At 71.4% G+C, this 21,044-nt stretch carries 19 protein-coding genes; 6 read left to right on the forward strand and 13 right to left on the reverse strand.

Translation table 11 applies throughout. The features are described 5' to 3' along the window. The first annotated feature begins 24 nt into the window (after positions 1-24). Together radA and disA are read left to right on the forward strand one after the other, a co-directional pair. A complete protein-coding gene (gene radA, locus BLV39_RS39995; RefSeq protein WP_090804341.1) occupies positions 25-1,419 on the forward strand; it encodes a DNA repair protein RadA in 1,395 nt (464 codons plus the stop codon). Between the two features lie 125 nt (positions 1,420-1,544). Continuing rightward, a complete protein-coding gene (disA, locus tag BLV39_RS40000) occupies positions 1,545-2,738 on the forward strand; it encodes a DNA integrity scanning diadenylate cyclase DisA (RefSeq protein WP_090804686.1) in 1,194 nt (397 codons plus the stop codon). 19 nt (positions 2,739-2,757) lie between these two features. Here disA and BLV39_RS40005 read toward each other — a convergent pair whose 3' ends face one another. The 3 genes from BLV39_RS40005 to BLV39_RS40015 all read right to left on the reverse strand — a co-directional run bounded on the left by BLV39_RS40005 (position 2,758) and on the right by BLV39_RS40015 (position 4,594). After that, positions 2,758-3,453, reverse strand: a complete 696-nt coding sequence (locus BLV39_RS40005) for a hypothetical protein (RefSeq protein ID WP_090804343.1) — start codon at positions 3,451-3,453, stop codon at positions 2,758-2,760. A gap of 78 nt (positions 3,454-3,531) precedes the next feature. Beyond that, positions 3,532-4,074, reverse strand: a complete 543-nt coding sequence (locus BLV39_RS40010) for a peptide deformylase (RefSeq protein ID WP_373315304.1) — start codon at positions 4,072-4,074, stop codon at positions 3,532-3,534. A gap of 7 nt (positions 4,075-4,081) precedes the next feature. After that, positions 4,082-4,594, reverse strand: coding sequence for a glycine cleavage system transcriptional repressor (locus BLV39_RS40015; protein ID WP_090804347.1), 513 nt, complete (start codon positions 4,592-4,594; stop codon positions 4,082-4,084). A gap of 67 nt (positions 4,595-4,661) precedes the next feature. Between BLV39_RS40015 and BLV39_RS40020 the strand changes: the two genes are divergently transcribed. Next, positions 4,662-5,543: an HhH-GPD family protein gene (locus BLV39_RS40020; protein WP_090804349.1), complete on the forward strand. Its 882-nt coding sequence runs from the start codon at positions 4,662-4,664 to the stop codon at positions 5,541-5,543. A 49-nt stretch (positions 5,544-5,592) separates the two neighbouring features. On the opposite strand, the gene BLV39_RS40025 is transcribed toward BLV39_RS40020, so the two are convergent. Together BLV39_RS40025 and BLV39_RS40030 are read right to left on the reverse strand one after the other, a co-directional pair. Beyond that, positions 5,593-8,115 carry an ATP-dependent Clp protease ATP-binding subunit gene (locus BLV39_RS40025; RefSeq protein ID WP_090804351.1) on the reverse strand — a complete coding sequence of 841 codons (2,523 nt, stop codon included), beginning with the start codon at positions 8,113-8,115 and terminating at the stop codon, positions 5,593-5,595. Between the two features lie 394 nt (positions 8,116-8,509). Next, positions 8,510-8,860, reverse strand: coding sequence for a histone-like nucleoid-structuring protein Lsr2 (locus BLV39_RS40030; RefSeq protein ID WP_089255811.1), 351 nt, complete (start codon positions 8,858-8,860; stop codon positions 8,510-8,512). A gap of 435 nt (positions 8,861-9,295) precedes the next feature. Here BLV39_RS40030 and BLV39_RS40035 point away from each other — a divergent pair, with 435 nt between their 5' ends. Next, complete coding sequence (locus BLV39_RS40035) at positions 9,296-10,036, forward strand: class I SAM-dependent methyltransferase (protein ID WP_090804353.1); 741 nt, start codon at positions 9,296-9,298, stop codon at positions 10,034-10,036. Here BLV39_RS40035 and BLV39_RS40040 read toward each other — a convergent pair. The 6 genes from BLV39_RS40040 to BLV39_RS40065 form a co-directional block, all read right to left on the reverse strand. Next, a complete protein-coding gene (locus BLV39_RS40040; RefSeq protein WP_090804355.1) occupies positions 10,009-10,776 on the reverse strand; it encodes a type III pantothenate kinase in 768 nt (255 codons plus the stop codon). The genes BLV39_RS40035 and BLV39_RS40040 overlap by 28 nt on opposite strands. Positions 10,777-10,782: 6 nt before the next feature. Further along, positions 10,783-11,682 carry a carboxylating nicotinate-nucleotide diphosphorylase gene (gene nadC / locus BLV39_RS40045; protein ID WP_090804357.1) on the reverse strand — a complete coding sequence of 300 codons (900 nt, stop codon included), beginning with the start codon at positions 11,680-11,682 and terminating at the stop codon, positions 10,783-10,785. Then, complete coding sequence (locus tag BLV39_RS40050; RefSeq protein WP_090804359.1) at positions 11,682-13,328, reverse strand: L-aspartate oxidase; 1,647 nt, start codon at positions 13,326-13,328, stop codon at positions 11,682-11,684. Before BLV39_RS40050 ends, nadC begins: the two co-directional genes overlap by 1 nt. Positions 13,329-13,389: 61 nt before the next feature. After that, a complete protein-coding gene (locus BLV39_RS40055; RefSeq protein ID WP_176985337.1) occupies positions 13,390-14,235 on the reverse strand; it encodes a septum formation family protein in 846 nt (281 codons plus the stop codon). 130 nt (positions 14,236-14,365) lie between these two features. Next, positions 14,366-15,202: a pantoate--beta-alanine ligase gene (panC, locus tag BLV39_RS40060; RefSeq protein ID WP_090804363.1), complete on the reverse strand. Its 837-nt coding sequence runs from the start codon at positions 15,200-15,202 to the stop codon at positions 14,366-14,368. Beyond that, positions 15,199-16,095: a Rossmann-like and DUF2520 domain-containing protein gene (locus BLV39_RS40065; protein ID WP_090804365.1), complete on the reverse strand. Its 897-nt coding sequence runs from the start codon at positions 16,093-16,095 to the stop codon at positions 15,199-15,201. Before BLV39_RS40065 ends, panC begins: the two co-directional genes overlap by 4 nt. 121 nt (positions 16,096-16,216) lie before the next feature. Here BLV39_RS40065 and BLV39_RS40070 point away from each other — a divergent pair, with 121 nt between their 5' ends. Then, complete coding sequence (locus BLV39_RS40070; protein WP_090804367.1) at positions 16,217-17,203, forward strand: SAM-dependent methyltransferase; 987 nt, start codon at positions 16,217-16,219, stop codon at positions 17,201-17,203. Further along, positions 17,178-18,329, forward strand: coding sequence for an NADH-quinone oxidoreductase subunit D (locus tag BLV39_RS40075; RefSeq protein ID WP_090804369.1), 1,152 nt, complete (start codon positions 17,178-17,180; stop codon positions 18,327-18,329). The genes BLV39_RS40070 and BLV39_RS40075 overlap by 26 nt, the downstream gene beginning before the upstream one ends. A gap of 4 nt (positions 18,330-18,333) precedes the next feature. Here BLV39_RS40075 and BLV39_RS40080 read toward each other — a convergent pair whose 3' ends face one another. Next, on the reverse strand, positions 18,334-19,806 hold the full coding sequence (locus BLV39_RS40080; RefSeq protein ID WP_090804371.1) for a hypothetical protein: 1,473 nt from the start codon (positions 19,804-19,806) through the stop codon (positions 18,334-18,336). Positions 19,807-19,954: 148 nt separating this feature from the next. Next, the gene (locus tag BLV39_RS40085; protein WP_239083652.1) at positions 19,955-20,908 is read right to left on the reverse strand and encodes a glycine betaine ABC transporter substrate-binding protein; all 954 of its coding nucleotides are present in this window, start codon (positions 20,906-20,908) and stop codon (positions 19,955-19,957) included. Positions 20,909-21,044: the final 136 nt, after the last annotated feature.

Raw genomic sequence — 21,044 nt, forward strand, 5'->3', positions numbered from 1 at the left:
GTACCACCGCGATAAGTTCCGCGGGTGAGTACCCGAGCGGCCGCGCGGCCGGCCTACGTCTGTGACGCCTGCGGTCACCAGCCGCCCAAGTGGCTCGGGCGTTGCCCCGAGTGCGGTGAGTGGGGCTCGGTCGTCGAGGCCACCACGGGTCCCGCGGTGGCCGGCAAGGTGGTCGCGACCCGCATGCCGTCCGAGCCGGCCCGGCCGATCGCCACGATCAGCGCGGCGCCGGCCAAGGCCCGGCCGAGCGGCGTCTCTGAGCTCGACCGGGTGCTGGGCGGCGGTTTCGTGCCCGGCGCGGTCGTGCTGCTCGCGGGTGAGCCCGGTGTCGGCAAGTCGACCCTGCTGCTCGACGTGGCCCAGCGCTGGGCGGCGGCGGGCGAGACGCCCTCGCTGGTGATCAGCGGCGAAGAGTCGGTGAGCCAGGTCCGGCTGCGGGCCGAGCGGATCGGCGCCCTCGACGAGCGGCTCTACCTCGCGGCCGAGAGCGACCTGGCGGCCGTGCTCGGCCATCTCGACGCGGTCAAGCCCGGCCTGCTGGTGCTCGACTCGGTGCAGACCATCTCGATCGCTGGTGAGGGTGTCCCGGGCGGGGTGACCCAGGTCCGCGCGGTGACGGCGGCCCTGGTCTCCGTGGCCAAGGAGCGCGGCATCGCCACCGTGCTGGTCGGCCACGTGACCAAGGACGGCCAGGTGGCCGGTCCCCGGGTGCTCGAGCACCTGGTCGACGTGGTGCTGCACTTCGAAGGCGACAAGCACTCCGCGCTGCGGCTGGTGCGCGGCATGAAGAACCGGTTCGGCGCGGCCGACGAGGTGGGCTGCTTCGAGATGCACGAGTCGGGCATCACGAGCCTGGCCGACCCGTCCGGCATGTTCCTCACCCGCTACGCCGAAGCCGTCCCGGGCACCTGCGTGACCGTGGCGATGGAGGGCCGGCGGGCGCTGGTGACCGAGGTGCAGGCGCTGATCGGTGCGGCCGTGCCCGGCTCGCCCCGGCGCACCGTCTCCGGCATCGACAGCGCCCGGCTGGCGATGGTGCTGGCCGTCCTACAGACCCGCACCAAGCAGCTCACCCTGCACGACCGCGAGGTGTTCGCGGCCACCGTCGGCGGCATCCGGGTCACCGAGCCCGCAGCCGACCTGGCGCTGGCGCTGGCGGTCGCGTCCGGGGGGCTCAACCTGGCCATCTCACCCCGGCTGGCCGCGATCGGCGAGGTCGGGCTGACCGGTGAGGTGCGCCGGGTCGGCGCGGTCCCCCGCCGGCTGGCCGAGGCGGCCCGGCTGGGCTTCCGCTACGCCCTCGTGCCCCCCGACTGCGGCCCGGCCAAGACCGGGGTCGCCGCGCCCGGGTTGCGCGTCGAGGAGGTTGGCGACCTGGCCACGGCGCTGCAGTGGGCGGCCCGGTTCTCCGCCGAATAACGCGCGGCAATTCGCCCGATTAACACCATAATGCCGGCCGGGTTTGGCCCACGAAGGCCGACTTGGGCGCCCCGGCGCCCAACCGTGACCGCAGCGAGTTCATGACGGTCCGTAGACTGTTGCCCGTGCCGTTCGACCGCGATCCCAACAAGACCGCTGGCGCGAGCCTGCCGGGCCGCGCTGGTGTCGCCGGCGCACCCCAGCAGCGGGCCGTCGGGTCCGCACCGACGGGTCCGGTGCCGGCCGGCAGCGTCGCGGCTGACCCGTTGCGCGCCAACCTCGCCCTGATGGCGCCGGGCACCGCCCTGCGCGACGGTCTGGAGCGCATCCTGCGCGGCCGCACCGGCGCGCTGATCGTGCTCGGCCACGACAACGTGGTCGAGGAGATCTGCACCGGCGGCTTCTCGCTCGACGTCGAGTTCTCCGCGACCCGGCTGCGCGAGCTGTGCAAGATGGACGGCGCCGTGGTGCTCTCCAGCGACGGCACCCGCATCGTCCGGGCGGCCGTGCACCTGATGCCCGACCCGTCGATCCCGTCGGAAGAGTCCGGCACCCGCCACCGCACGGCCGAGCGGGTCGCCAAGCAGACCGGCTTCCCGGTGATCTCGGTCAGCCAGTCGATGCGGATCATCGGCCTCTACGTCGCCGGCCACCGGCACGTGCTCGACGACTCGGCCGCCATCCTGTCCCGGGCCAACCAGGCGCTGGCCACCCTCGAGCGCTACAAGATGCGCCTCGACGAGGTCTCCGGCACGCTGTCCGCCCTGGAGATCGAAGACCTGGTGACGGTCCGCGACGCGGTCGCGGTCGTGCAGCGGCTCGAAATGGTCCGCCGCATCGCCGACGAGATCTCCGGCTACGTGGTCGAGCTCGGCACCGACGGCCGGCTGCTCGCCCTCCAGCTCGACGAGCTGATGGCCGGCGTCGACGCCGACCGCACCCTGGTCATCCGCGACTACCTGCCGTCCGGCCGGCGGGCCCGCACCCTCGACGAGGGGCTGGTCGAGCTCGACCTGCTCTCCTCGGCCGAGCTCATCGACCTGGTGGCCGTGGCCAAGGCGATCGGCTACCCCGGCGCCTCCGACGCGCTCGACGCCGCGGTCAGCCCGCGCGGCTTCCGCCTGCTGGCCAAGGTCCCGCGCCTGCCCGGCACGGTGGTCGATCGCCTGGTCGACCACTTCGGCAGCCTCCAGCGCCTGCTCGGCGCCACCGTGGAGGACCTACAGGCGGTCGACGGGGTGGGCGACGCCCGCGCCCGGGGTGTCCGTGAGGGTCTGTCCCGGCTCGCCGAGGCGTCCATCCTGGAGCGCTACGTCTGACGCGCGGCGCTGACCGGCCTCAGCTCAGGGTCAGCTTGACCGGGTTGCTGGTCTTGGTCGTAAGGCGTCCGAAGACCTGGTAGTCGCCGGCCGCCGGGACCGGGCCGTCGGCCAGGTTGTCGGCGCACTTGCTGACGTCTTTGCCGTTCCAGTCGACCCGGTACTCGCGCTCGAAGTTCGGGGTGAACGGCTGCACGTCGCTGCCCTTGACGTTGCCGCAGGTGTCCGAGGACCAGACCTTCGCGGCGCCCTTCTTGATGTAGAGCTCCTGCTGGTCGGCGCCGACGTCGCGGCTGCAGGTGCGCTTGCCGGTGTTCTTGATCCGCAGGCGGATCGCGATCATCGAGCCACGGGCGGCCGTCGTCACCTCGGGCACCGGCGTGATCAGCATTTCCGCGTCGGTGCACGAGCCGTCGTCGGGCGGCGGTGCGGCCTCGCCCGTACGCGGTGCCGGGTTGGTCGGCGGCGGCTCTTCGTCCTGGGGGGTGCTCGCCTGTTCCGGCGGATCGCTGTGCGGGCGCAGGATCGTGACGGTCGGCTTGGGGTCGGCGGCCGGCGCGCTGCTCTGGCCGTTCTTGCCGTTGCCGACGGAGCTGGCGTCTCCGCCGGAGCAGGACTGCACGATCAGGAATATGACGACGACGGCCGCACCAAGCACGATTGCCCGACGCCGCCAGTAGACGGCGGAAGGCAGGGGGCCAACCGTCAGTCGCATGATGGGATCACCGTATCGGTGTGTGCCGTTCCAATAGTGGCGACGCGCCGCGTGACATTCGCGGCTCGCAGGGGTCGTTTACAGATAGACCTTCCGCTGATACAGCGCGTGCGCGCCGGCCACCCGATCCAGGAACAGCAACCCCGCACAGTGGTCGATCTCGTGCTGCAGGGCACGGGCCTCGAAACCGTCTGTGGTGAGCTGGATCGGCTCGCCGGTGCCGGGCAACACTCCCTCGACCACCACTCGGCTGGCCCGCTTCACGTCGCCGGTCAGGTCGGGCACGGACATGCAGCCCTCACGGCCCGGGCGCCAGCGACTCGCCGAGACCACCGTCGCGTTGCACAGCACGAACGTGCCGTGCACCGTCACGGCCTTCGGGTGCCCGGTCACGTCGACCGCGAACACCCGCGCCGACGCGCCCACCTGCGGAGCCGCGAGACCGACGCAGCCCGGCGAGACCCGCATGGTGGCCACCAGGTCGGCGGCGAGCTGGACCACCGACGGGTCGGTCGGATCCACGACCTCCCCGTCGCGGGCGAGCACCGGATCCGGCGCGCTGACGACCGGTCGCACCTGGCCGGGCTGGGCGAGCTCCGTGAGCCAGTCGACGAGGCTCACGCCGGCATCACAGGACATCGGACTCGGCACGGCGGAGCACGACGTCGACGCCGAGCCCGGTCGCGACCTCGGTGAGCCGCCGTTCGGTCGACTCGGCCGTGCCCGGTGGCAGCTCCACCTCGGCGACCAGCACGTAGAGCGGGCCGGCCAGTCGGGTGGTCAGATCGGTGATGTTGCCGCCGGCGTCGGCCACCACCCGCGTCACCTCGGCGACGATGCCGAGCCGGTCGGCGCCGTGCACGCTGAGCACGTAGGGCTCCCCCGTCGGCTCCGTGCTCTCCTCCGGCCCGACCGCCCGCACCGTGGCCAGCAGCCGGCCGCGCACCGCCACCGGGTTCAGTGCCGCCTCCACGTCGGCGGCGTCGGGGCCGGTGCAGACCAGGGTCATCGCGAAGTGCCCGCGCAGCCGGGTCATCGTCGAGTCAGTGAGGTTGGCGCCGAGGCCGGCCAGCACGCCGGCGACGTCGGCCACGATGCCGGGTCGGTCACGGCCGAGGACGGTGATCGCTAGCTCCTCCACCCGAGAGAGTCTGCCCGATTCCCACCCCGTACGGAGGTCGGCGCGCGGCGTGGCAGGATCGCTCATCATGGCCGAGGAAAGCGTCGCCGCCGCCGCGATTCGCTGGTTCGACGCCAACGCGCGCGACCTGCCGTGGCGGCATCCGGACGCCGGTGCCTGGGCGATCCTGGTCAGTGAGGTCATGCTCCAACAGACGCCGGTCGTTCGGGTGCTGCCGGCCTACGAGGCGTGGCTGACCCGCTGGCCTACGCCCGCCGCGCTGGCCGCTGACGAGCCAGGTGAGGCGATCCGGATGTGGGGCCGCCTGGGCTACCCGCGCCGGGCGCTGCGGCTGCACGAGTGCGCGACCGCGATCGCGCAGCGGCACGCCGGTGTGGTTCCCGACGACCTCGACCTGCTGCTGGCGCTGCCCGGTGTCGGTGCCTACACCGCACGAGCGGTGGCCGCCTTCGCGTACGGGCAGCGGCAGCCGGTCGTCGACACCAACGTCCGCCGGTTCGTCGCCCGGGCGGTGGACGGGCTGGCCGACGGCGGGCACGCGACGCGCCCGGCCGACCTCGTCGCGACCGCTGCCCTGCTGCCGGACGAGCCGGCCGTGGCGGCCCGGGCCAGCGCCGCCTTCATGGAGCTCGGCGCTGTGGTCTGTGTGGCCCGGTCGCCGCGCTGCACGATCTGCCCGATGGTCGAGCGCTGCGCCTGGCGGGCCGCCGGTCGCCCGGCGCTGGACGGGCCCAGCCGCCGCCCGCAGACCTACGCCGGCACGGACCGCCAGGTCCGTGGACTGCTGCTGGCCGTGCTCCGGGAAGCCGTCGGGCCGGTGCCGCGGGCGCGGCTGGACGTCGTCTGGCCGGAGGAGACTCAGCGCGACCGCGCCCTGCGGGGGCTGATCGACGACGGCCTGGTGGATCCGCTCCCCGACGATCTGTTCGCCCTGCCCAGCGGCGGATGAACGAAAAGGCCCGGCGCGTTCGCGCCGGGCCTTTCGCTATCGCACTTTGTCAGTCGGTGGCTTCGGCCGCACCGAGGTCGGCCGGCACCGCATCGGGCACCTCGGCCGGCTTCTCAGCGCCGCTGAACACCAGCTTCGACTTCTCGACGTTCTCCGGGTCGCCCTCGCAGTCGACCACGACGATCTGACCGGGCTTCAGCTCGTTGAAGAGGATCCGCTCGGACAGGTTGTCCTCGATGTCGCGCTGGATGGTGCGGCGCAGCGGCCGGGCACCCAGCACCGGGTCGAAGCCCTTCTTCGCCAGGTACTTCTTGGCGTTGTCGGTCAACTCCAGGCCCATGTCCTTGTTGCGCAACTGGGTCTCGATGCGCTGGATCATGATGTCGACGATCGAAAGGATCTCGATCTCGGTCAACTGGTGGAAGACGATCGTGTCGTCGATCCGGTTGAGGAACTCAGGCCGGAAGTGCTGCTTGAGCTCGTCGTTGACCTTCTGCTTCATCCGCTCGTAGTTCGACTCGGAGTCTTCCGACGCCTGGAAGCCCAGCGAGACCGCCTTGGCGACGTCACGCGTGCCCAGGTTGGTGGTCAGGATGATCACCGTGTTCTTGAAGTCGACGATGCGACCCTGACCGTCGGTCAGGCGACCGTCCTCCAAGATCTGGAGCAGCGTGTTGAAGACGTCCGGGTGGGCCTTCTCGATCTCGTCGAAGAGGACCACCGAGAACGGCCGACGGCGCACCTTCTCGGTGAGCTGGCCGCCCTCGTCGTAGCCCACGTAGCCGGGAGGCGCACCGACGAGGCGGGACACCGTGTAGCGGTCGTGGAACTCCGACATGTCGAGCTGGATCAGCGCGTCCTCGCTGCCGAAGAGGAACTCGGCGAGCGCCTTGGACAGCTCGGTCTTACCGACACCGGACGGGCCGGCGAAGATGAACGAGCCGGACGGGCGCTTCGGGTCCTTGAGGCCGGCCCGGGTGCGCCGGATGGCCTTGGACACGGCCTTGACCGAGTCTTCCTGGCCGACGACCCGCTTGTGCAGCTCGTCCTCCATGCGCAGCAGTCGAGCGGTCTCTTCCTCGGTCAGCTTGTAGACCGGGATGCCGGTCCAGTTGGCCAGGACCTCGGCGATCTGCTCGTCGTCGACCTCGCTGACGACGTCGAGGTCGCCGGCCTTCCACTCCTTCTCCCGCTGGGCCTTCTGCCCGAGGAGCTGCTTCTCCTTGTCGCGGAGCTGCGCGGCCCGCTCGAAGTCTTGCGCGTCGATCGCGGACTCCTTGTCGCGACGGACCTGGGCGATCCGCTCGTCGAAGTCACGCAGGTCTGGCGGCGCGGTCATCCGGCGGATGCGCATCCGGGCGCCTGCCTCGTCGATCAGGTCGATCGCCTTGTCAGGCAGGAAGCGGTCGGAGATGTAGCGGTCGGCGAGCGTCGCCGCGGCGACCAGAGCGGCGTCGGTGATCGACACGCGGTGGTGCGCCTCGTAGCGGTCGCGCAGGCCCTTGAGGATCTCGATGGTGTGCGCCAGCGAAGGCTCACCCACCTGGATCGGCTGGAACCGGCGCTCGAGCGCGGCGTCCTTCTCGAGGTGCTTGCGGTATTCGTCGAGCGTCGTCGCGCCGATCGTCTGCAGCTCGCCCCGGGCCAGCATCGGCTTCAGGATCGAGGCGGCGTCGATCGCGCCCTCGGCGGCACCCGCACCCACCAGGGTGTGGATCTCGTCGATGAACAGGATGATGTCGCCGCGGGTGCGGATCTCCTTGAGCACCTTCTTGAGGCGCTCCTCGAAGTCACCGCGGTAGCGGGAACCGGCGACCAGCGCGCCCAGGTCAAGCGTGTAGAGCTGCTTGTCCTTGAGCGTCTCGGGCACCTCGCCCTTGATGATCCGCTGGGACAGGCCCTCGACGACCGCCGTCTTGCCGACGCCGGGCTCACCGATCAGGACCGGGTTGTTCTTGGTGCGGCGGGAGAGCACCTGCATCACCCGCTCGATCTCCTTCTCACGCCCGATGACCGGGTCGAGCTTGCCCTCGCGGGCGGCCTGGGTGAGGTTGCGGCCGAACTGGTCGAGCACGAGGCTCGTCGACGGCGCGGCCTCGCCCGGGGTGGCGCCGGCAGCAGCCGGCTCCTTGCCCTGGTAGCCGGAGAGGAGCTGGATGACCTGCTGGCGGACCCGGTTGAGGTCGGCGCCGAGCTTGACCAGCACCTGGGCGGCGACGCCCTCACCCTCACGGATCAGCCCGAGCAGGATGTGCTCCGTGCCGATGTAGTTGTGACCGAGCTGCAACGCTTCGCGCAGCGAAAGCTCGAGCACCTTCTTGGCCCGCGGCGTGAACGGGATGTGCCCGCTCGGCGCCTGCTGACCCTGGCCGATGATCTCTTCGACCTGCTGGCGGACGCCTTCCAGGGAGATACCGAGACTCTCCAGCGCCTTCGCCGCGACACCCTCACCCTCGTGGATGAGGCCGAGCAGGATGTGCTCAGTGCCGATGTAGTTGTGGTTGAGCATCCGGGCTTCTTCTTGAGCCAGGACGACAACCCGTCGCGCTCGGTCGGTGAACCGCTCGAACATGCCCTCGTGCTCCTCACGTGCCGTGCGCCTGAGTCTGGCCGGACCAGCGACTTGGCGGAACCAACGCACAGTCGCCTGGGGAAGACGCCTGCGCACCCTCACTCTATCGCCGCGGGCGCGGTCAGCTACGGCCGTGCGCGCCGGACTGACCCCTGTCCGCGACGTATCTGCCAACTCTGCACGCTTATCGGGTGTTCCCGGGTAGGAACGTCTACGCGCAGAGCGAACACGACGAGGTTGTGATTCATGAAGATCAAGAGCGTTCGGTGTGACAGAGGACCGGTATCAGGCCCACAAACCCGGACAAACGCCTAAAGCGCCGGCCGGGGCGGGGACGGCCGACCGCGTGGTGCGGCCGACAGGGAGGAGCCCCCGCCCAGCGAGCGTTTCCTGCCTAACGACCGGCCTTCGCGTGGTACTCGTCGACGATCTCCTGCGGGATCCGGCCCCGGTCGGAGATGTCTTTGCCTTCCTTCTTTGCCCAGGCGCGAATGGCCTTGTTCTGCTCACGGTCGGCGGCAGCACCACCACGACCACGAGCCGCGCGCCCGCCAACCACAACCCCGCCCCGGCCAACCTTGGAGCCGGCCGCCAGGTAGGGCGCGATTGCGTTACGCAATTTGTCGGCGTTCTTCTTCGAGAGGTCGATCTCGTACTGAACACCGTCGAGGGCGAACTTCACCGTCTCATCGGCGTCGCCACCGTCGATGTCATCGACCAGCTTGTGAATGATCTGCTTGGCCACGGGCCGTTGTCCTTTCGCGCGGTCCCTCCCACAAACAAGAGCACAATAGCCCGTTCGGCGCGCGATCCGTCAATAGGACGGCAAAATCAAGGGCCGAGTCTTGCTTTTTCGTTAATTCGTCAGCCCGGGCCGGGCACTGCGTTTCCGATTGCACGACAGAGCGTGGTTGATTCGCGCCGCCGCAGTGAACGGAGCCGCCATCCACGCGCGCGGCCTCCGCGAACCCGCCGATCGCGAGTTGTTGTTAGGCGCGTCACGCTCTGATCGGAATCTCGTGGATCGGACCACCCCGGCACGCGTCGTGATGGCGGACGGCGAGGTACCGACCACCCGTACGGGTGCCCACCGAATCGTGCCCACCCATTGACGTCGCTGGAGGAGCAGTGGCCGACACATTGCCGTCGGTCACGAATAGCTGCGGTACGCTGCGCCGCGATGGATGCCAAGAAGCGCAAGGCGCTGTCCTTCGGCGCGGTCGCCGTGCAGTACGACCGATTCCGCCCGCCGTATCCGCGTGCGGCGCTCGAATGGGCGGTCGGCGGACCGGCACCACGCCGGGTGGTAGACCTCGGCGCCGGCACCGGCATACTCACCCGCGGCCTGATCGCCGCCGGCTACGAGGTGACTGCCGTCGAACCCGATCCGGAAATGCGCGCGCAACTGGCCGCCGCGACCCACGGCCGAACCGCGTTGGCGGGCAGCGCCGAAGACATTCCATTACCGGACAGAAGTGTCGACGCCGTGATCGCGGGTCAGGCATACCACTGGTTCGATCCGGATGTGGCACACGCCGAAGCGGCCCGCGTGCTGCGCCCCGGTGGCTATTTCGCCGCCGTCTGGAACCTGCGTGACCGGCGGGAACCCTGGGTCGCGGCACTCGACGAGATCACCACTGCCGCGGGTGACCAGGAACACGACCGACCCACCTCGTTCGGGGCCGCGTACGCCGCGGTCGAGCACCGGGAATTCACCCACGAGACGTCGCTCACCGGCGCCCAACTGGTGGAAATGATGACTACCCGCTCCTATTACCTGACCGCGGAGCCGGACGTTCGGAAACGCTTCGAGGCGGAACTGACCGACCTCGCCGAGACGCATCCCGACCTCGCCGGGCGGGATTCCTTCCCGCTGCCCTACCAGACGGTCGTCTACCGGGCGTCGACGTTGCGCTCGTAGACCATCCGCAGGCCGATCAGCGTGATCATCGGCTCGTGGTGGGTGATGGTGCGGCATTCGCCGAGCACCACTGGTGCCAGCCCGCCCGTCGCGATCACCGCTTTCACCGTGCCGAGCTCCTCGGTCATCCGGTCGACGATGTGGTCGACCTGGCCGGCGAACCCGAAGTAGAGGCCGGACTGCAGGCATTCGACGGTGTTCTTGCCGATCACCGAGCGCGGTTTGGTCGGCTCGACCTTGCGGAGCTGTGCGGCCCGAGCGGCCAGCGCGTCGAAAGAGATCTCGATGCCGGGCGCGAACGCGCCGCCGAGGAACTCACCGCGGGCGCTGATCACGTCGAAGTTGGTGGTGGTGCCGAAGTCGACCACGATCGACGGACCCCCGAACAGGGTGTACGCCGCCAAGGTGTTGACCACCCGGTCGGAGCCGACCTCCTTGGGGTTGTCGATGGCGAGCTGCACCCCGGTCTTCACACCCGGCTCGACGATCACGTTGGGCAGGTCGCCGTAGTAACGGGCGAGCATGGTGCGCAACGAGCGCAGCGCGGCCGGCACGGTCGAGCATGCCGCCACCCCGGTGATCTCGACCGCGTCACCCGCGAGCAGGCCGCGGAACATCAGCCCGAGCTCGTCGGCCGTCGAACGGGCGTCGGTCTTGATCCGCCAGTTGTGCACCAACTTGTCGCCGTCGAACGTGGCGAGCACCGTGTTGGTGTTACCGATGTCGATGCACAGCAGCATGTGGGGTCAGCTCCGGCTCAGGTGCGGCGGGCGAAGATCGAGTGCGATGTCCAAGATAGGTGACGAATGCGTCAAGGCCCCTACGGAAAGGTAGTCGACGCCGGTGGCGGCGTACGCCGGTGCGACCTCCAAAGTGAGCCCTCCGGTGGCCTCGAGCTCCGCCCGGTCACCCACCGCGGCGACCACCTCGCGGAGGACGGCCGTCGACATGTTGTCGCAGAGCAGGAAATCGGCGCCGGTGTCGACGGCCTCGATGGCCTCCTCGACCGTGGTGACCTCCACCTGCACCGGGACGTCCGGGAAGGCCTCCCGGACCCGGCGGTACGCCTCGGCCACGCTGCCCGCCGCCAGCTTGTGGTTGTCCTTGATCATGGCGACGTCGTAGAGGCCCATCCGCTTGTTCGTGCCACCGCCGGCCCGCACGGCGTACTTCTCCAACGCCCGTAGCCCCGGTGTGGTCTTGCGGGTGTCCAGCACCATCGCCTTGGTGCCGGCCAGCGCGTCCGCCCACCGGCGGGTGTGCGTCGCCACCCCGGAGAGGCGGCTGAGCAGGTTGAGCGCGGTGCGCTCGGCGGTGAGCAGGGTGCGGGTCGGGCCGGTCACGGTGGCCAGCAGATCTCCGGCGGAGACCGCGTCGCCGTCCCGGGCTTTCAGCACGATCTCGGGTGTACGCGCACCGGCGAGCGCGAACACCGCGGCCGCGACCGGCAGCCCCGCCAACACGCCGTTGGCCCGGGCCACCACGTCGGCCGTGTCGACCTGCTCGGCCGGGATGGTCGCCTCGCTGGTCACGTCGCGGTGCGCCGGGCCGAGGTCTTCGTCCAGGGCGCCGCGCACCACCCGCTCGACCTCGGCCGGGTCGAGCCCCTTGGCCCGCAGGTCATCGGTGATCCACTGCGGCAACATCACGCCTCCCAGGCGAGGGTCGGGATCCCGGCGCCGTCCAGCGCGGGGAACAGGTGGCCGAGCCACTCTTCGCGAGCCGCGGGGAAGTCCTCGCGCCAGTGGCAGCCGCGCGTCTCCTCCCGAGCGGTGGCGGCGGCGACCAGCGCCGCGGCCACGGTCACCAGGTTGGTCGCCTCCCAGCTCGCGGTCGCCGCGCGGCCGCGGGTGGCGCCCAGCCCGACGATCGTGCCGGTGGTGGCGGCCAGCGAGCCGGCCGAGCGCAACACCCCGGCGCCCCGGGTCATCGCACGTTGCAGTGCCGGCCGGACTCCCGGGTCGAGCACCCAGGCCGCGCCGGTCGCCGGCGCCGCCTCGGACTGCTCGGGCAGGTCGCCCGCGATGTGGTCGGCGATCCGCCGGGCGAACACCAGCCCCTCCAGCAACGAGTTGCTGGCCAGCCGGTTGGCGCCGTGCACGCCGGTGCAGGCCACCTCGCCGCAGGCGTAGAGCCCGGGAATCGAGGTGCGACCGTGCAGGTCCGTGCGGACGCCGCCGCTGGCGTAGTGCGCCGCCGGTGCGACCGGGATCGGCTCGGTGGCCGGGTCGACGCCCGCGGCCAGGCAGGACGCCACGATCGTCGGGAAACGCCGGGCCAGGAAGTCGCCGCCCAGGTGCCGGGCGTCGAGGTAGACGTGGTCGGTGCCGTTGGCCAGCATCACCCGGTGGATGCCCTTCGCGACGACGTCGCGCGGGGCGAGCTCGGCCAGGTCGTGCTGCCCGACCATGAACCGCTTGCCGTCGGCGTCGACCAGGTGGGCGCCCTCGCCGCGCAGCGCTTCGCTGACCAGCGGCTGCTGGGCCCGGCGGTCGTCACCGCCACCGAGGTAGAGCGCGGTCGGGTGGAACTGCACGAACTCGACGTCGGTCACCTCGGCGCCGGCCCGGATCGCCAGGGCGACACCGTCTCCGGTGGACACCACGGGGTTGGTGGTCGACGCGAAGACCTGGCCCATGCCGCCGGTGGCCAACACGACCGCGCGGGCCATGATCGCTCCGACCCCGTCCTCGGTGCCCTCGCCCAGCACGTGCAGGGTGATCCCGCAGGCCCGGCCGGTGGCGTCGGTGAGCAGGTCGAGCACCAGCGCGTGGTCGACCACCCGGATCCAGGGGTCGCGCCGGACCGCCGCGTGCAGCGCGCGCTGCACCTCGGCGCCGGTCGCGTCGCCGCCGGCGTGCACGATCCGGTTGGCGTGGTGGCCGCCCTCCCGGGTGAGCATCAGCGACCCGTCCTGGTTGCGGTCGAACTCGGCGCCCAGCCGCATCAGCTCACGGACGCGGGTCGGACCCTCTTCGACCAGCACCCGCACCGCGGCCGGGTCACACAGGCCGACGCCGGCGATCTCGGTGTCGGCGGCATGCGCCTCGGGGGTGTCGAACGGGTCGAGCACCGCGGCGATGCCGCCCTGTGCCCAGCGGGTCGAACCGTCGTCGATGTTCTCCTTGGTGACCACTGTGACGTGGCGGCCGGCCGCGCGCAGGTGCAGCGCGGCGGTCAGCCCGGCGATGCCCGAGCCGACCACCACGACATCGGTCGACTCGGCCCAGCCGGGCTCCGGTCCGGCGAGGCGTCGAGGCAGTTCCGGCAACTCCGCGACACGGGGGTCCATCTGTTCAGTGAACCCTGTCGGATCAGCGGGTGTCCGCCCGGAGCACGGAAACGTGCGCAGGCTAACTCGGCAGGCCGACGTTGGCTGGGAAACCCTTCTCGCCGACGCCCTTCGTCGATGCCGTCAGCGGCCGGAACCTGATCCAGATGAAGCAGCGGACACCACGGTCGCCCAGCGTCCAGGCGTCCTTGGTGGCCATCACCGGGATGTATCCGGTGCGCGCCGCGAATCCCGGCTCGAACGGCATGTTCACGTACGCCGCGATGGTCTTCAGGCAGCCCTCGTAGAACGGCACGTAGTCGCGGTCCTTGACCGGGTAGCGCACCTTGCGCGGCGCGGTCCAGACCCCGGCGAACTCGCCCTCGTGCTTGACGTCGCAGGCGCTGTCGGCGACCGTCTCGACGTTCTTGCGCTTGTCGAGCTTGACCAGCGCGCACCGCAGCAGCAGCGGCGAGCCGTCGATCAGCGCGCCGGCCAGGCTGCCGGAGCGGGCCGCGACCTTCCCGTCAGGACCGACGCCGGTCAACTCGACCAGATCGCAGCGGTACCAGCGTTGGCCCGCCTGCCACGCCCCGGCCGCGGGCAGGACCACGTCGAGCCGGAGCCGGGCCACGCGCCAGTCGGCGCCGATCGTCGCGGCCGCCTGCTTGTCGCACTCACCGAAGACGGTGCTGGCCGGCGGCGCCTCGGCCGCGTCGGCGTCGGCACCGGTGAACGTGCCGGAGTGGACGGTCTCGGCCTGGTGCGACGCGGCACAGTCGACAGTGCCCTCGAGGGCATCGGCCGTGCGCGCGGCCACCTGCGCGTGACAGCGCGGCGGTGACGGGCTCGCCGCCACCGGCGGTGCCGGCGCGGCCGCTGAGCCGCCTCCCCCACCGCCGTCCGTGCCGCACGCGGCGCTCGTCATAACCAACACCACGACCGCTGCCGTCCATCGACGCATCGCGTCCTCCCCAGGGACCCCGGGCGCTGTGCAGTCCTAACCAGAGCACACCTGGACGGCGGAGCGCAACCGTACGGTCACGCCAGGTTAGTAATCAACCAAGATCGATCGGTGCGTTGTCGATCAGGCGGGTCGCGCCGACGCGGGCGGCGACCAGCATCCGCGCTGGTCCGTGGCCGGGTGGCGGGCCGAGGTCGGGGTCGAGCACCACCAAATAGTCGAGGAGCACGTCGGTCGTACCGTCGGCGAAGATCCGGTGTGCCGCGGCCAGCGCACCGTCGGCGTCGGCGCCGCTCACGGCGGCGGACGCACCGGCCCGCAGGGCGGCCGAGAGCCGCAGGGCCGCCAGCCGCTCCGACTCGGTCAGGTAGCGGTTGCGGCTCGACAACGCCAGGCCGTCGGCCTCCCGCACGGTCGGCACGCCGCGCACGTCGATCGGCAGGTTGACGTCGAGCACCATCCGGCGGATCAGCGTGAGCTGCTGGTAGTCCTTCTCGCCGAAGAACGCGAGATCCGGTCGGACCAGGTTGAAGAGCTTGAGCACCACGGTGAGCACGCCGTGGAAGAAGCCGGGCCGGCTGGCGCCTTCGAGCAGTTCGCCGAGCGGGCCGGGGTTCACCCGCACCAGCGGTTCACCGCCGGGGTAGACCTCGTCCCGATGCGGCGCGAAGACCAGGTCGACGCCGGTCCGCCGGCACATCTCCAGATCGGCTTCCATGGTGCGCGGATAGCGGTCGAAGTCCTCGTTGGGTCCGAACTGGAGCGGGTTGACGAAGATCGTGGCGACGACCGAGTCTGCGCTGGCCCGGGCGGCGCGCAGCAGCGCCTCGTGCCCCGCGTGCAGCGCGCCCATGGTCAGCACCACCGCGACCGAGCCGGGCAGGGCCGCGCGGGCGACCGCCAGGTCGGCCCTCGTCTCCACCAGCTTCATGCGACCCGCTCCGGCCGGTTGCTGGCCAGCACGCCGAGCAGCGCTTCGGCGTCGTGCGGGCGCAACTGCCCCGCCGCGATGGCCCGGTCCGCGGTGCGGCGGGCCATGGCGACATACGCGGGTACGGAGTCCGGCGCGGTCGCCTCGATCGCCGCGACGTGCCGGGCGACGGTGCCGGCGTCGCCGCGCGAGACCGGCCCGGTCAGCGCCGCGTCGCGCATCCGCAGGGTGTTGTCGAGCGCGGCGTGCAGCAGCGGACCGATCACCTTCTCGGGATAGACGACACCGGCGTCGGTCAGCCGGTCCATCGCCTCGTTGACGAGCGTGACCAGGTGGTTCGCACCGTGCGCGAGCGCGGCGTGGTAGAGCGCGCGGTCGTCCTCGGCCACCCACTCGGGGTGGCCGCCGAGGTCGTGCACGATGTCCTCGGCGAATGCCTTGAGGTCGGCCGGCGCGGTGATCCCGTACGAGATGCCGGCCAGCCGGTCGAGATCGGCGGCCGTGCCGGTGAAAGTCATCGCCGGATGCAGGGCGAGCGGTCGGGCGCCGGCGATCGCGGCCGGGCCGAGGACGGCCAGCCCGTGCGCGCCCGAGGTGTGCAGCACGACCTGGCCGGTGCGCAGCGCGCCCGTCCGGGCCAGGCCGGCGACGAGGTCCGCCAAGGCGTCGTCGGGGACCGCGATGATCAACAGGTCGGTGGCGGCGCCGGCTACCTCGTCGGCCGGCAACACCGGGGTGCCGGGCAGGAGGCGGGCGATTCGGCCCTTGGCGGCGGCCGAGGCGGCGGACGCGGCGACCACGTCATGGCCTCTGGCGCGAAGGGCCGCGCCGAGCACGGCTCCGACTCGGCCGGTGCCGATGATGCCGACCCTCTGGCGCTCCAGTGCGCTCATATTGATCCAGTCCTCGTAGGTTAGGTACCGGTCAACATCAAGTATGCGATCCGGAAACAGACCGGACACAGCATGTGTGAAGACTTTCACGGGCGGGTTTACCCCCTACTAAGCTGCTTTGATGCGCTGGTCTGCGGCGATGTCGCGCGCTCTCTACGGGCCGCACGGATTCTTCGTCTCCGGTGCCGGGCCGGCCGGCCACTTCCGCACCAGCGCCAATGCCTCACCGGTCCTGGCGGCGGCCGTGCTGCGGCTGCTGCACCGGGTCGACGAGGCCCTCGGCCGGCCGGGCCGGCTGGACCTCGTCGATGTCGGCGCGGGCCGAGGCGAGCTGCTCACCGGTGTGCTCGCGGTGGCGCCCACCGACCTGCGCGATCGGCTCCGCCCGGTCGCCGTGGAGGTCGCGCCGCGGCCCGCGTTCCTCCCCGACGAGCTCGACTGGCTGGAGGCGCCACCGGAGCGGATCACCGGTCTGCTGATCGCCACCGAGTGGCTCGACAACGTGCCGCTCGACGTGGTCGACGGTGACCACTATGTGGAGGTCGACCCGGCGACGGGTGACGAGCGGCCCGGTGCGCCGATCGACCCGGCCGACGCCGCGTGGCTCGACCGCTGGTGGCCCTCCCGCACGCGGCGCGAGGTCGGGCGCGGCCGGGACGAGGCGTGGGCCGGGGCGGTCGGCGCGGTCGAGCGCGGGTTGGCGGTCGCCGTCGACTACGGGCACCTGCTCGACCAGCGCCCGTTCGACGGCACGCTCACCGGGTATCGCGACGGGCGGCAGGTGCCGCCGGTGCCGGACGGCAGCCGCGACGTGACGGCGCACGTCGCCGTCGACGCCGTCGCGGCGGCCGGTTCCGGGGTCGCCGGGCGCCCGTACCGGCTGATGACCCAACGGCAGGCGTTGCGGGCCCTCGGTGCCGACGGCGGGCGACCACCGATCAGCCTGGCGAGCACCGACCCCGCCGGCTACGTGCGGGCGCTGGCGGCGGCGTCGGCCGTGGCGGAGCTGACGGCGCCCGCTGGCCTCGGCGATCACTGGTGGCTCTTCCAGCCGGTGGGTATCGACGACTGGACGTGGGACGATGGCGCGTATGCCGGATCTCCGTGAGGTGACTGTCGGCACCGGTGCCGGGCTCGACACAGCCGACATGGTGCTCAACATCGGCCCGCAGCACCCCTCCACGCACGGCGTTCTCCGGCTGCGGCTGGTGCTCGACGGCGAGCGGGTGGTCGCCTGCGAGCCGATCATCGGCTACATGCACCGGGGCGCGGAGAAGCTGTTCGAGGTGCGCGACTACCGGCAGATCATCGTGCTGGCCAACCGGCACGACTGGCTCTCGGCGTTCTCCAACGAGCTCGGCGTGGCGCTCGCGGTCGAGCGGCTGATGGGCATCGAGGTGCCCGAGCGCGCGGTGTGGTTGCGGATGGCGCTGGCCGAGCTCAACCGGGTGCTCAACCACCTGATGTTCCTCGGCTCCTATCCGCTGGAGATCGGCGCGATCACGCCCGTCTTCTACGCGTTCCGCGAGCGCGAGACGCTCCAGACGGTGATGGAGGAGGCCTCCGGCGGCCGGATGCACTACATGTTCAACCGGGTCGGCGGCCTCAAGGAAGAGGTGCCGGCCGGCTGGACCCGGCGAGCCCGGGAGGCGATCGGCGAGGTCCGGCGCCGGCTGCCCGACCTCGACAACCTGATCCGGCGCAACGAGATCTTCCTGGCCCGCACGGTCGGCGTCGGGGTGCTGACGGCCGAGCAGGCGGCCGCCTACGGCGCGTCCGGTCCGGTCGGCCGCGCCTCCGGCCTCGACTTCGACCTGCGCCGCGACGATCCCTATCTGGCGTACGGGGAGCTGTCGGTGCCGGTGGTGACCCGCACGGCCGGTGACTGCCACTCGCGGTTCGAGGTGCTGCTCGACCAGGTGTACGTGTCGCTGGACCTCGCACAGCAGTGCCTGGACCGGGTCGACCAGTTGACCGGGCCGGTCAACGTGCGGTTGCCCAAGGTGGTCAAGGCGCCGGAGGGGCACACGTACGCGTGGACCGAGAACCCGCTCGGAATCAACGGCTACTACCTGGTCTCCCGTGGCGAGAAGACGCCGTGGCGCATGAAGCTGCGCACCGCGTCGTACGCCAACGTGCAGGCGCTGAGCACGCTGCTGCCGGGTTGTCTCGTGCCGGACCTGATCGCGATCCTGGGCTCGATGTTCTTCGTGGTCGGCGACATCGACAAGTAGCGCGTCAGCGCCAGCGGTCGTCACCACCACGGTCGTCGTCGTAGCCGCCCCGACCCCACTCGGCCTCGCGGTCGGCACCCCGGTCGCGGCTCCACTCGCCGCTCACGGCACTGTCCTGGCCACGGCCGTAGGTGCCCGCACCGCCCCGGTTCTGTTCGCCCTGCCAGGCGTCGGCGTACCAGGCGCCCGGCCCGTCGGCCGGACGGTCGTCGTCGCGGCGGACCGCGGCCCAGCGGTCCTCGACCCGGTATTCCGTGCCGGACTCGTCGGCCCGGACGCTCGCCCGCCGCTCGCCCATCCGCAGCTCCCGGCCGCGGTCGTCGGACCGGACCGCGGCCCAGCGGTCGCCGCCGCGCGAAGAGGACCACTGGTCGTCGTACGCGGGCGCGTCGCCGCGCTCGATCGCCGGCTGGTCGGCGCGCAGCTCACGCAACCGACGGTCGGTGAACGACTCTTCGCCGGACGAGCCCCAGGACGCCGCCGGCTCCTCGTCGGCCCGCCGGCGGCGCCCGTAGCCGCCGCCGTCGTAGTCGGCGGCGTCGTCCTGAGTTCGCCGGCTGCCGTACTCGCCTTCGCCCTGTCGGCTGTCGTCGCCGTAGCGCTTGTCCTCGCCATATCGGCTGTCGGCGCCGTAACGGTTCTCGTCCTGGTAGCGCTCGCCGTAGACGTCGCCGGTGCCGTACGTGCCGCCGCCGCCTCCGCGCCCGTCGACCACCGTGTGCCGGGTGGTGACCTGGACGGTCTCGGTGTGCCGGACGACGCCGCCGGGCACCCGCGCCCGGGGTGGCCGGGCCGCACCGGCTGCGGTGCCCTCGGCCGGAGCGCCGTAGGTCCGACTCGGGGAAGCCATGGCCGGCTGCGGGTTGGCGGCCCGTTCGTCGTCGGCGCTCTCCCGCCCGTAGCCGCCGCTCTCACCCCCGCCGCCGTACGCGGCGCCCGTGCTCGCGCGTCCTGAACCGTAGGTGGCGCCGTCGGCACGCCCGTAGGTCGCGCCCTCGCGAGCGGCACCGCCGCCGTAGGTGCCGCCACCCTGCGCGGTGCCCGGGTCACGCGCCTGAGCCTGTGCCGGCACACCGACCGCGGGCGGTCGCGGCCCGGCCCGTTGGGCGTCGAGCTGGGCGCGCATCGCGTCGACGGACTGCTGCAGCGCCTGGACCCGCTCGCCGAGCTGTCGGTGGGTGGCCCGCGCCGCGGTCTCGATGTCCCGGCGCACGTCGCCCTGGAGCCCGTCGATCTCGTCGGCGACCATGTCCTCCAGCTCGACCCGGATGGAGTCGGCGTCGCCCCGCAGGCCGATCGACAGTCCGATCAGGACGACCGCGAGCACGGCCAGCACGGCGGCGATCCGCAGCGGGCCGTTGCCGTCGGCGAGGAGCAGCAGGAGCATGGCGATCGGGGCGAGTCCGACACCGGCCCAGAACAACAACTTGAGCAGCGGGCGGCCCCGTGGCTGCTCGTTCTCGTCGCTGTCCGGCATGGGTCGTGATGCTACCGAGACATCCGGACCAGCGGAATGGCCTGCGCCAGAGGCACGCAACGACGATTGCCCGGTCACCGCGGGTAAGAACGGCTCGGGGCCGGCCTTCCGCGTGGGAAGGCCGGCCCCGAGGCGCGTTGCGGTGTGGTCAGGCGGCCAGATCACCGTCGGAGGACAACACCAGGCCGACGCTGATCGCGCCGGTCTTCAGCGCGTTCTTCGTCTGCGGGCCACCGGCGTCCAGCGAGCTGAACGAGCCGGCGTTGAACTTGTAGGTAGCGACTAGACCCTGCTGGCACTTCGGGCGCTGCGGGCACTCCGGAGGCCCACCCAGGATCGTGGCGGCGCCGGAGCACTTCTCCGCCAACTGGGACAGCGTGGTCACGCCGTACTTGTCGGAGAACTCCTTGGTCACCGCGAAGGCGTTCTGGTCCTGCGCGGACGAGGGCTCGCCGAAGGTGATGCCCACCTTCTCGCCGAGCGGGCGGAGCTGCGACATCGTCTGGTTGATGTCGGGGGACGACAACGGCTGCGCGTTGGCCCCGTTGACCTTGCTGTTGAGGAAGTCGAGCGCGGAGGCCGCGTATTCCGGAACGACCTGGATGTCGCCCTTCTCCAGCGCCGGCTCGTAGAGCTCACGGTTGCCGATCGTCTGGACCGTGACGTTGTATCCCGCCGCGGTCAGCGCGATCTTGTAGAGCTCGCCGAGCGTCTGGTTCTCACTGAAGTTGGCCGCGCCGACGATGATGTTGCCGCTCGCACCTGTCGGAATGCCCGCGGTCAGGTTGTTCGCGGTCGCGAACTCCTGTGCCGCCACCGCCGGCGTCTTGCGGTCGACGTCGACCGCCCGGTTGAGCTGGATCAGCTTCTGGGTGTCGAGCGACTGCGCGACCTTGTTGGTGGCCGCGACGGCCTGCGAGCTCGCCGCCTTGGTGTTGATCGCGGCGACCACGTTGTCGCTGTTCTGCAGGTTCTTGTCGTCCTGAAGGACGACCAGTTGCTGGCCGGCGACCGGGGCGCAACCCGCACCCCCGCCGGTGGCCGCGGGTGCCTGGGCGCCGGACGAACCGGCGTCACCACATCCCGCAAGAAGTCCAGCCACGAAGAGGACGCCTGCCGCCCCCGCCGCGAGCCGTGAAACTGCGCGCATAAATGCCCGCCTTCCGTGTCCCGGCGCGACCCCGTCTGGGCCGGCCGCGTGTCCGACGGACGGAGGGACATGCTTCCCGTCCGCGATT

The sequence above is a fragment of the Asanoa ishikariensis genome (genome assembly GCF_900107455.1).
GTDB lineage: Bacteria > Actinomycetota > Actinomycetes > Mycobacteriales > Micromonosporaceae > Asanoa > Asanoa ishikariensis.

Excerpts from the sequence above, each read along its gene's own strand:
- BLV39_RS40055 (WP_176985337.1), bottom strand. The coding sequence starts at position 14,235 with ATGACGAGCGCCGCGTGCGGCACGGACGGCGGTGGGGGAGGCGGCTCA.
- BLV39_RS40075 (WP_090804369.1), top strand. The coding sequence starts at position 17,178 with ATGGCGCGTATGCCGGATCTCCGTGAGGTGACTGTCGGCACCGGTGCC.
- BLV39_RS40065 (WP_090804365.1), bottom strand. The coding sequence starts at position 16,095 with ATGAGCGCACTGGAGCGCCAGAGGGTCGGCATCATCGGCACCGGCCGA.
- nadC (WP_090804357.1), bottom strand. The coding sequence starts at position 11,682 with ATGTTGCCGCAGTGGATCACCGATGACCTGCGGGCCAAGGGGCTCGAC.
- BLV39_RS40020 (WP_090804349.1), top strand. The coding sequence starts at position 4,662 with ATGGCCGAGGAAAGCGTCGCCGCCGCCGCGATTCGCTGGTTCGACGCC.
- BLV39_RS40005 (WP_090804343.1), bottom strand. The coding sequence starts at position 3,453 with ATGCGACTGACGGTTGGCCCCCTGCCTTCCGCCGTCTACTGGCGGCGT.
- BLV39_RS40025 (WP_090804351.1), bottom strand. The coding sequence starts at position 8,115 with ATGTTCGAGCGGTTCACCGACCGAGCGCGACGGGTTGTCGTCCTGGCT.
- BLV39_RS40040 (WP_090804355.1), bottom strand. The coding sequence starts at position 10,776 with ATGCTGCTGTGCATCGACATCGGTAACACCAACACGGTGCTCGCCACG.
- BLV39_RS40070 (WP_090804367.1), top strand. The coding sequence starts at position 16,217 with ATGCGCTGGTCTGCGGCGATGTCGCGCGCTCTCTACGGGCCGCACGGA.
- BLV39_RS40050 (WP_090804359.1), bottom strand. The coding sequence starts at position 13,328 with ATGGACCCCCGTGTCGCGGAGTTGCCGGAACTGCCTCGACGCCTCGCC.
- BLV39_RS40080 (WP_090804371.1), bottom strand. The coding sequence starts at position 19,806 with ATGCCGGACAGCGACGAGAACGAGCAGCCACGGGGCCGCCCGCTGCTC.
- BLV39_RS40035 (WP_090804353.1), top strand. The coding sequence starts at position 9,296 with ATGGATGCCAAGAAGCGCAAGGCGCTGTCCTTCGGCGCGGTCGCCGTG.
- panC (WP_090804363.1), bottom strand. The coding sequence starts at position 15,202 with ATGAAGCTGGTGGAGACGAGGGCCGACCTGGCGGTCGCCCGCGCGGCC.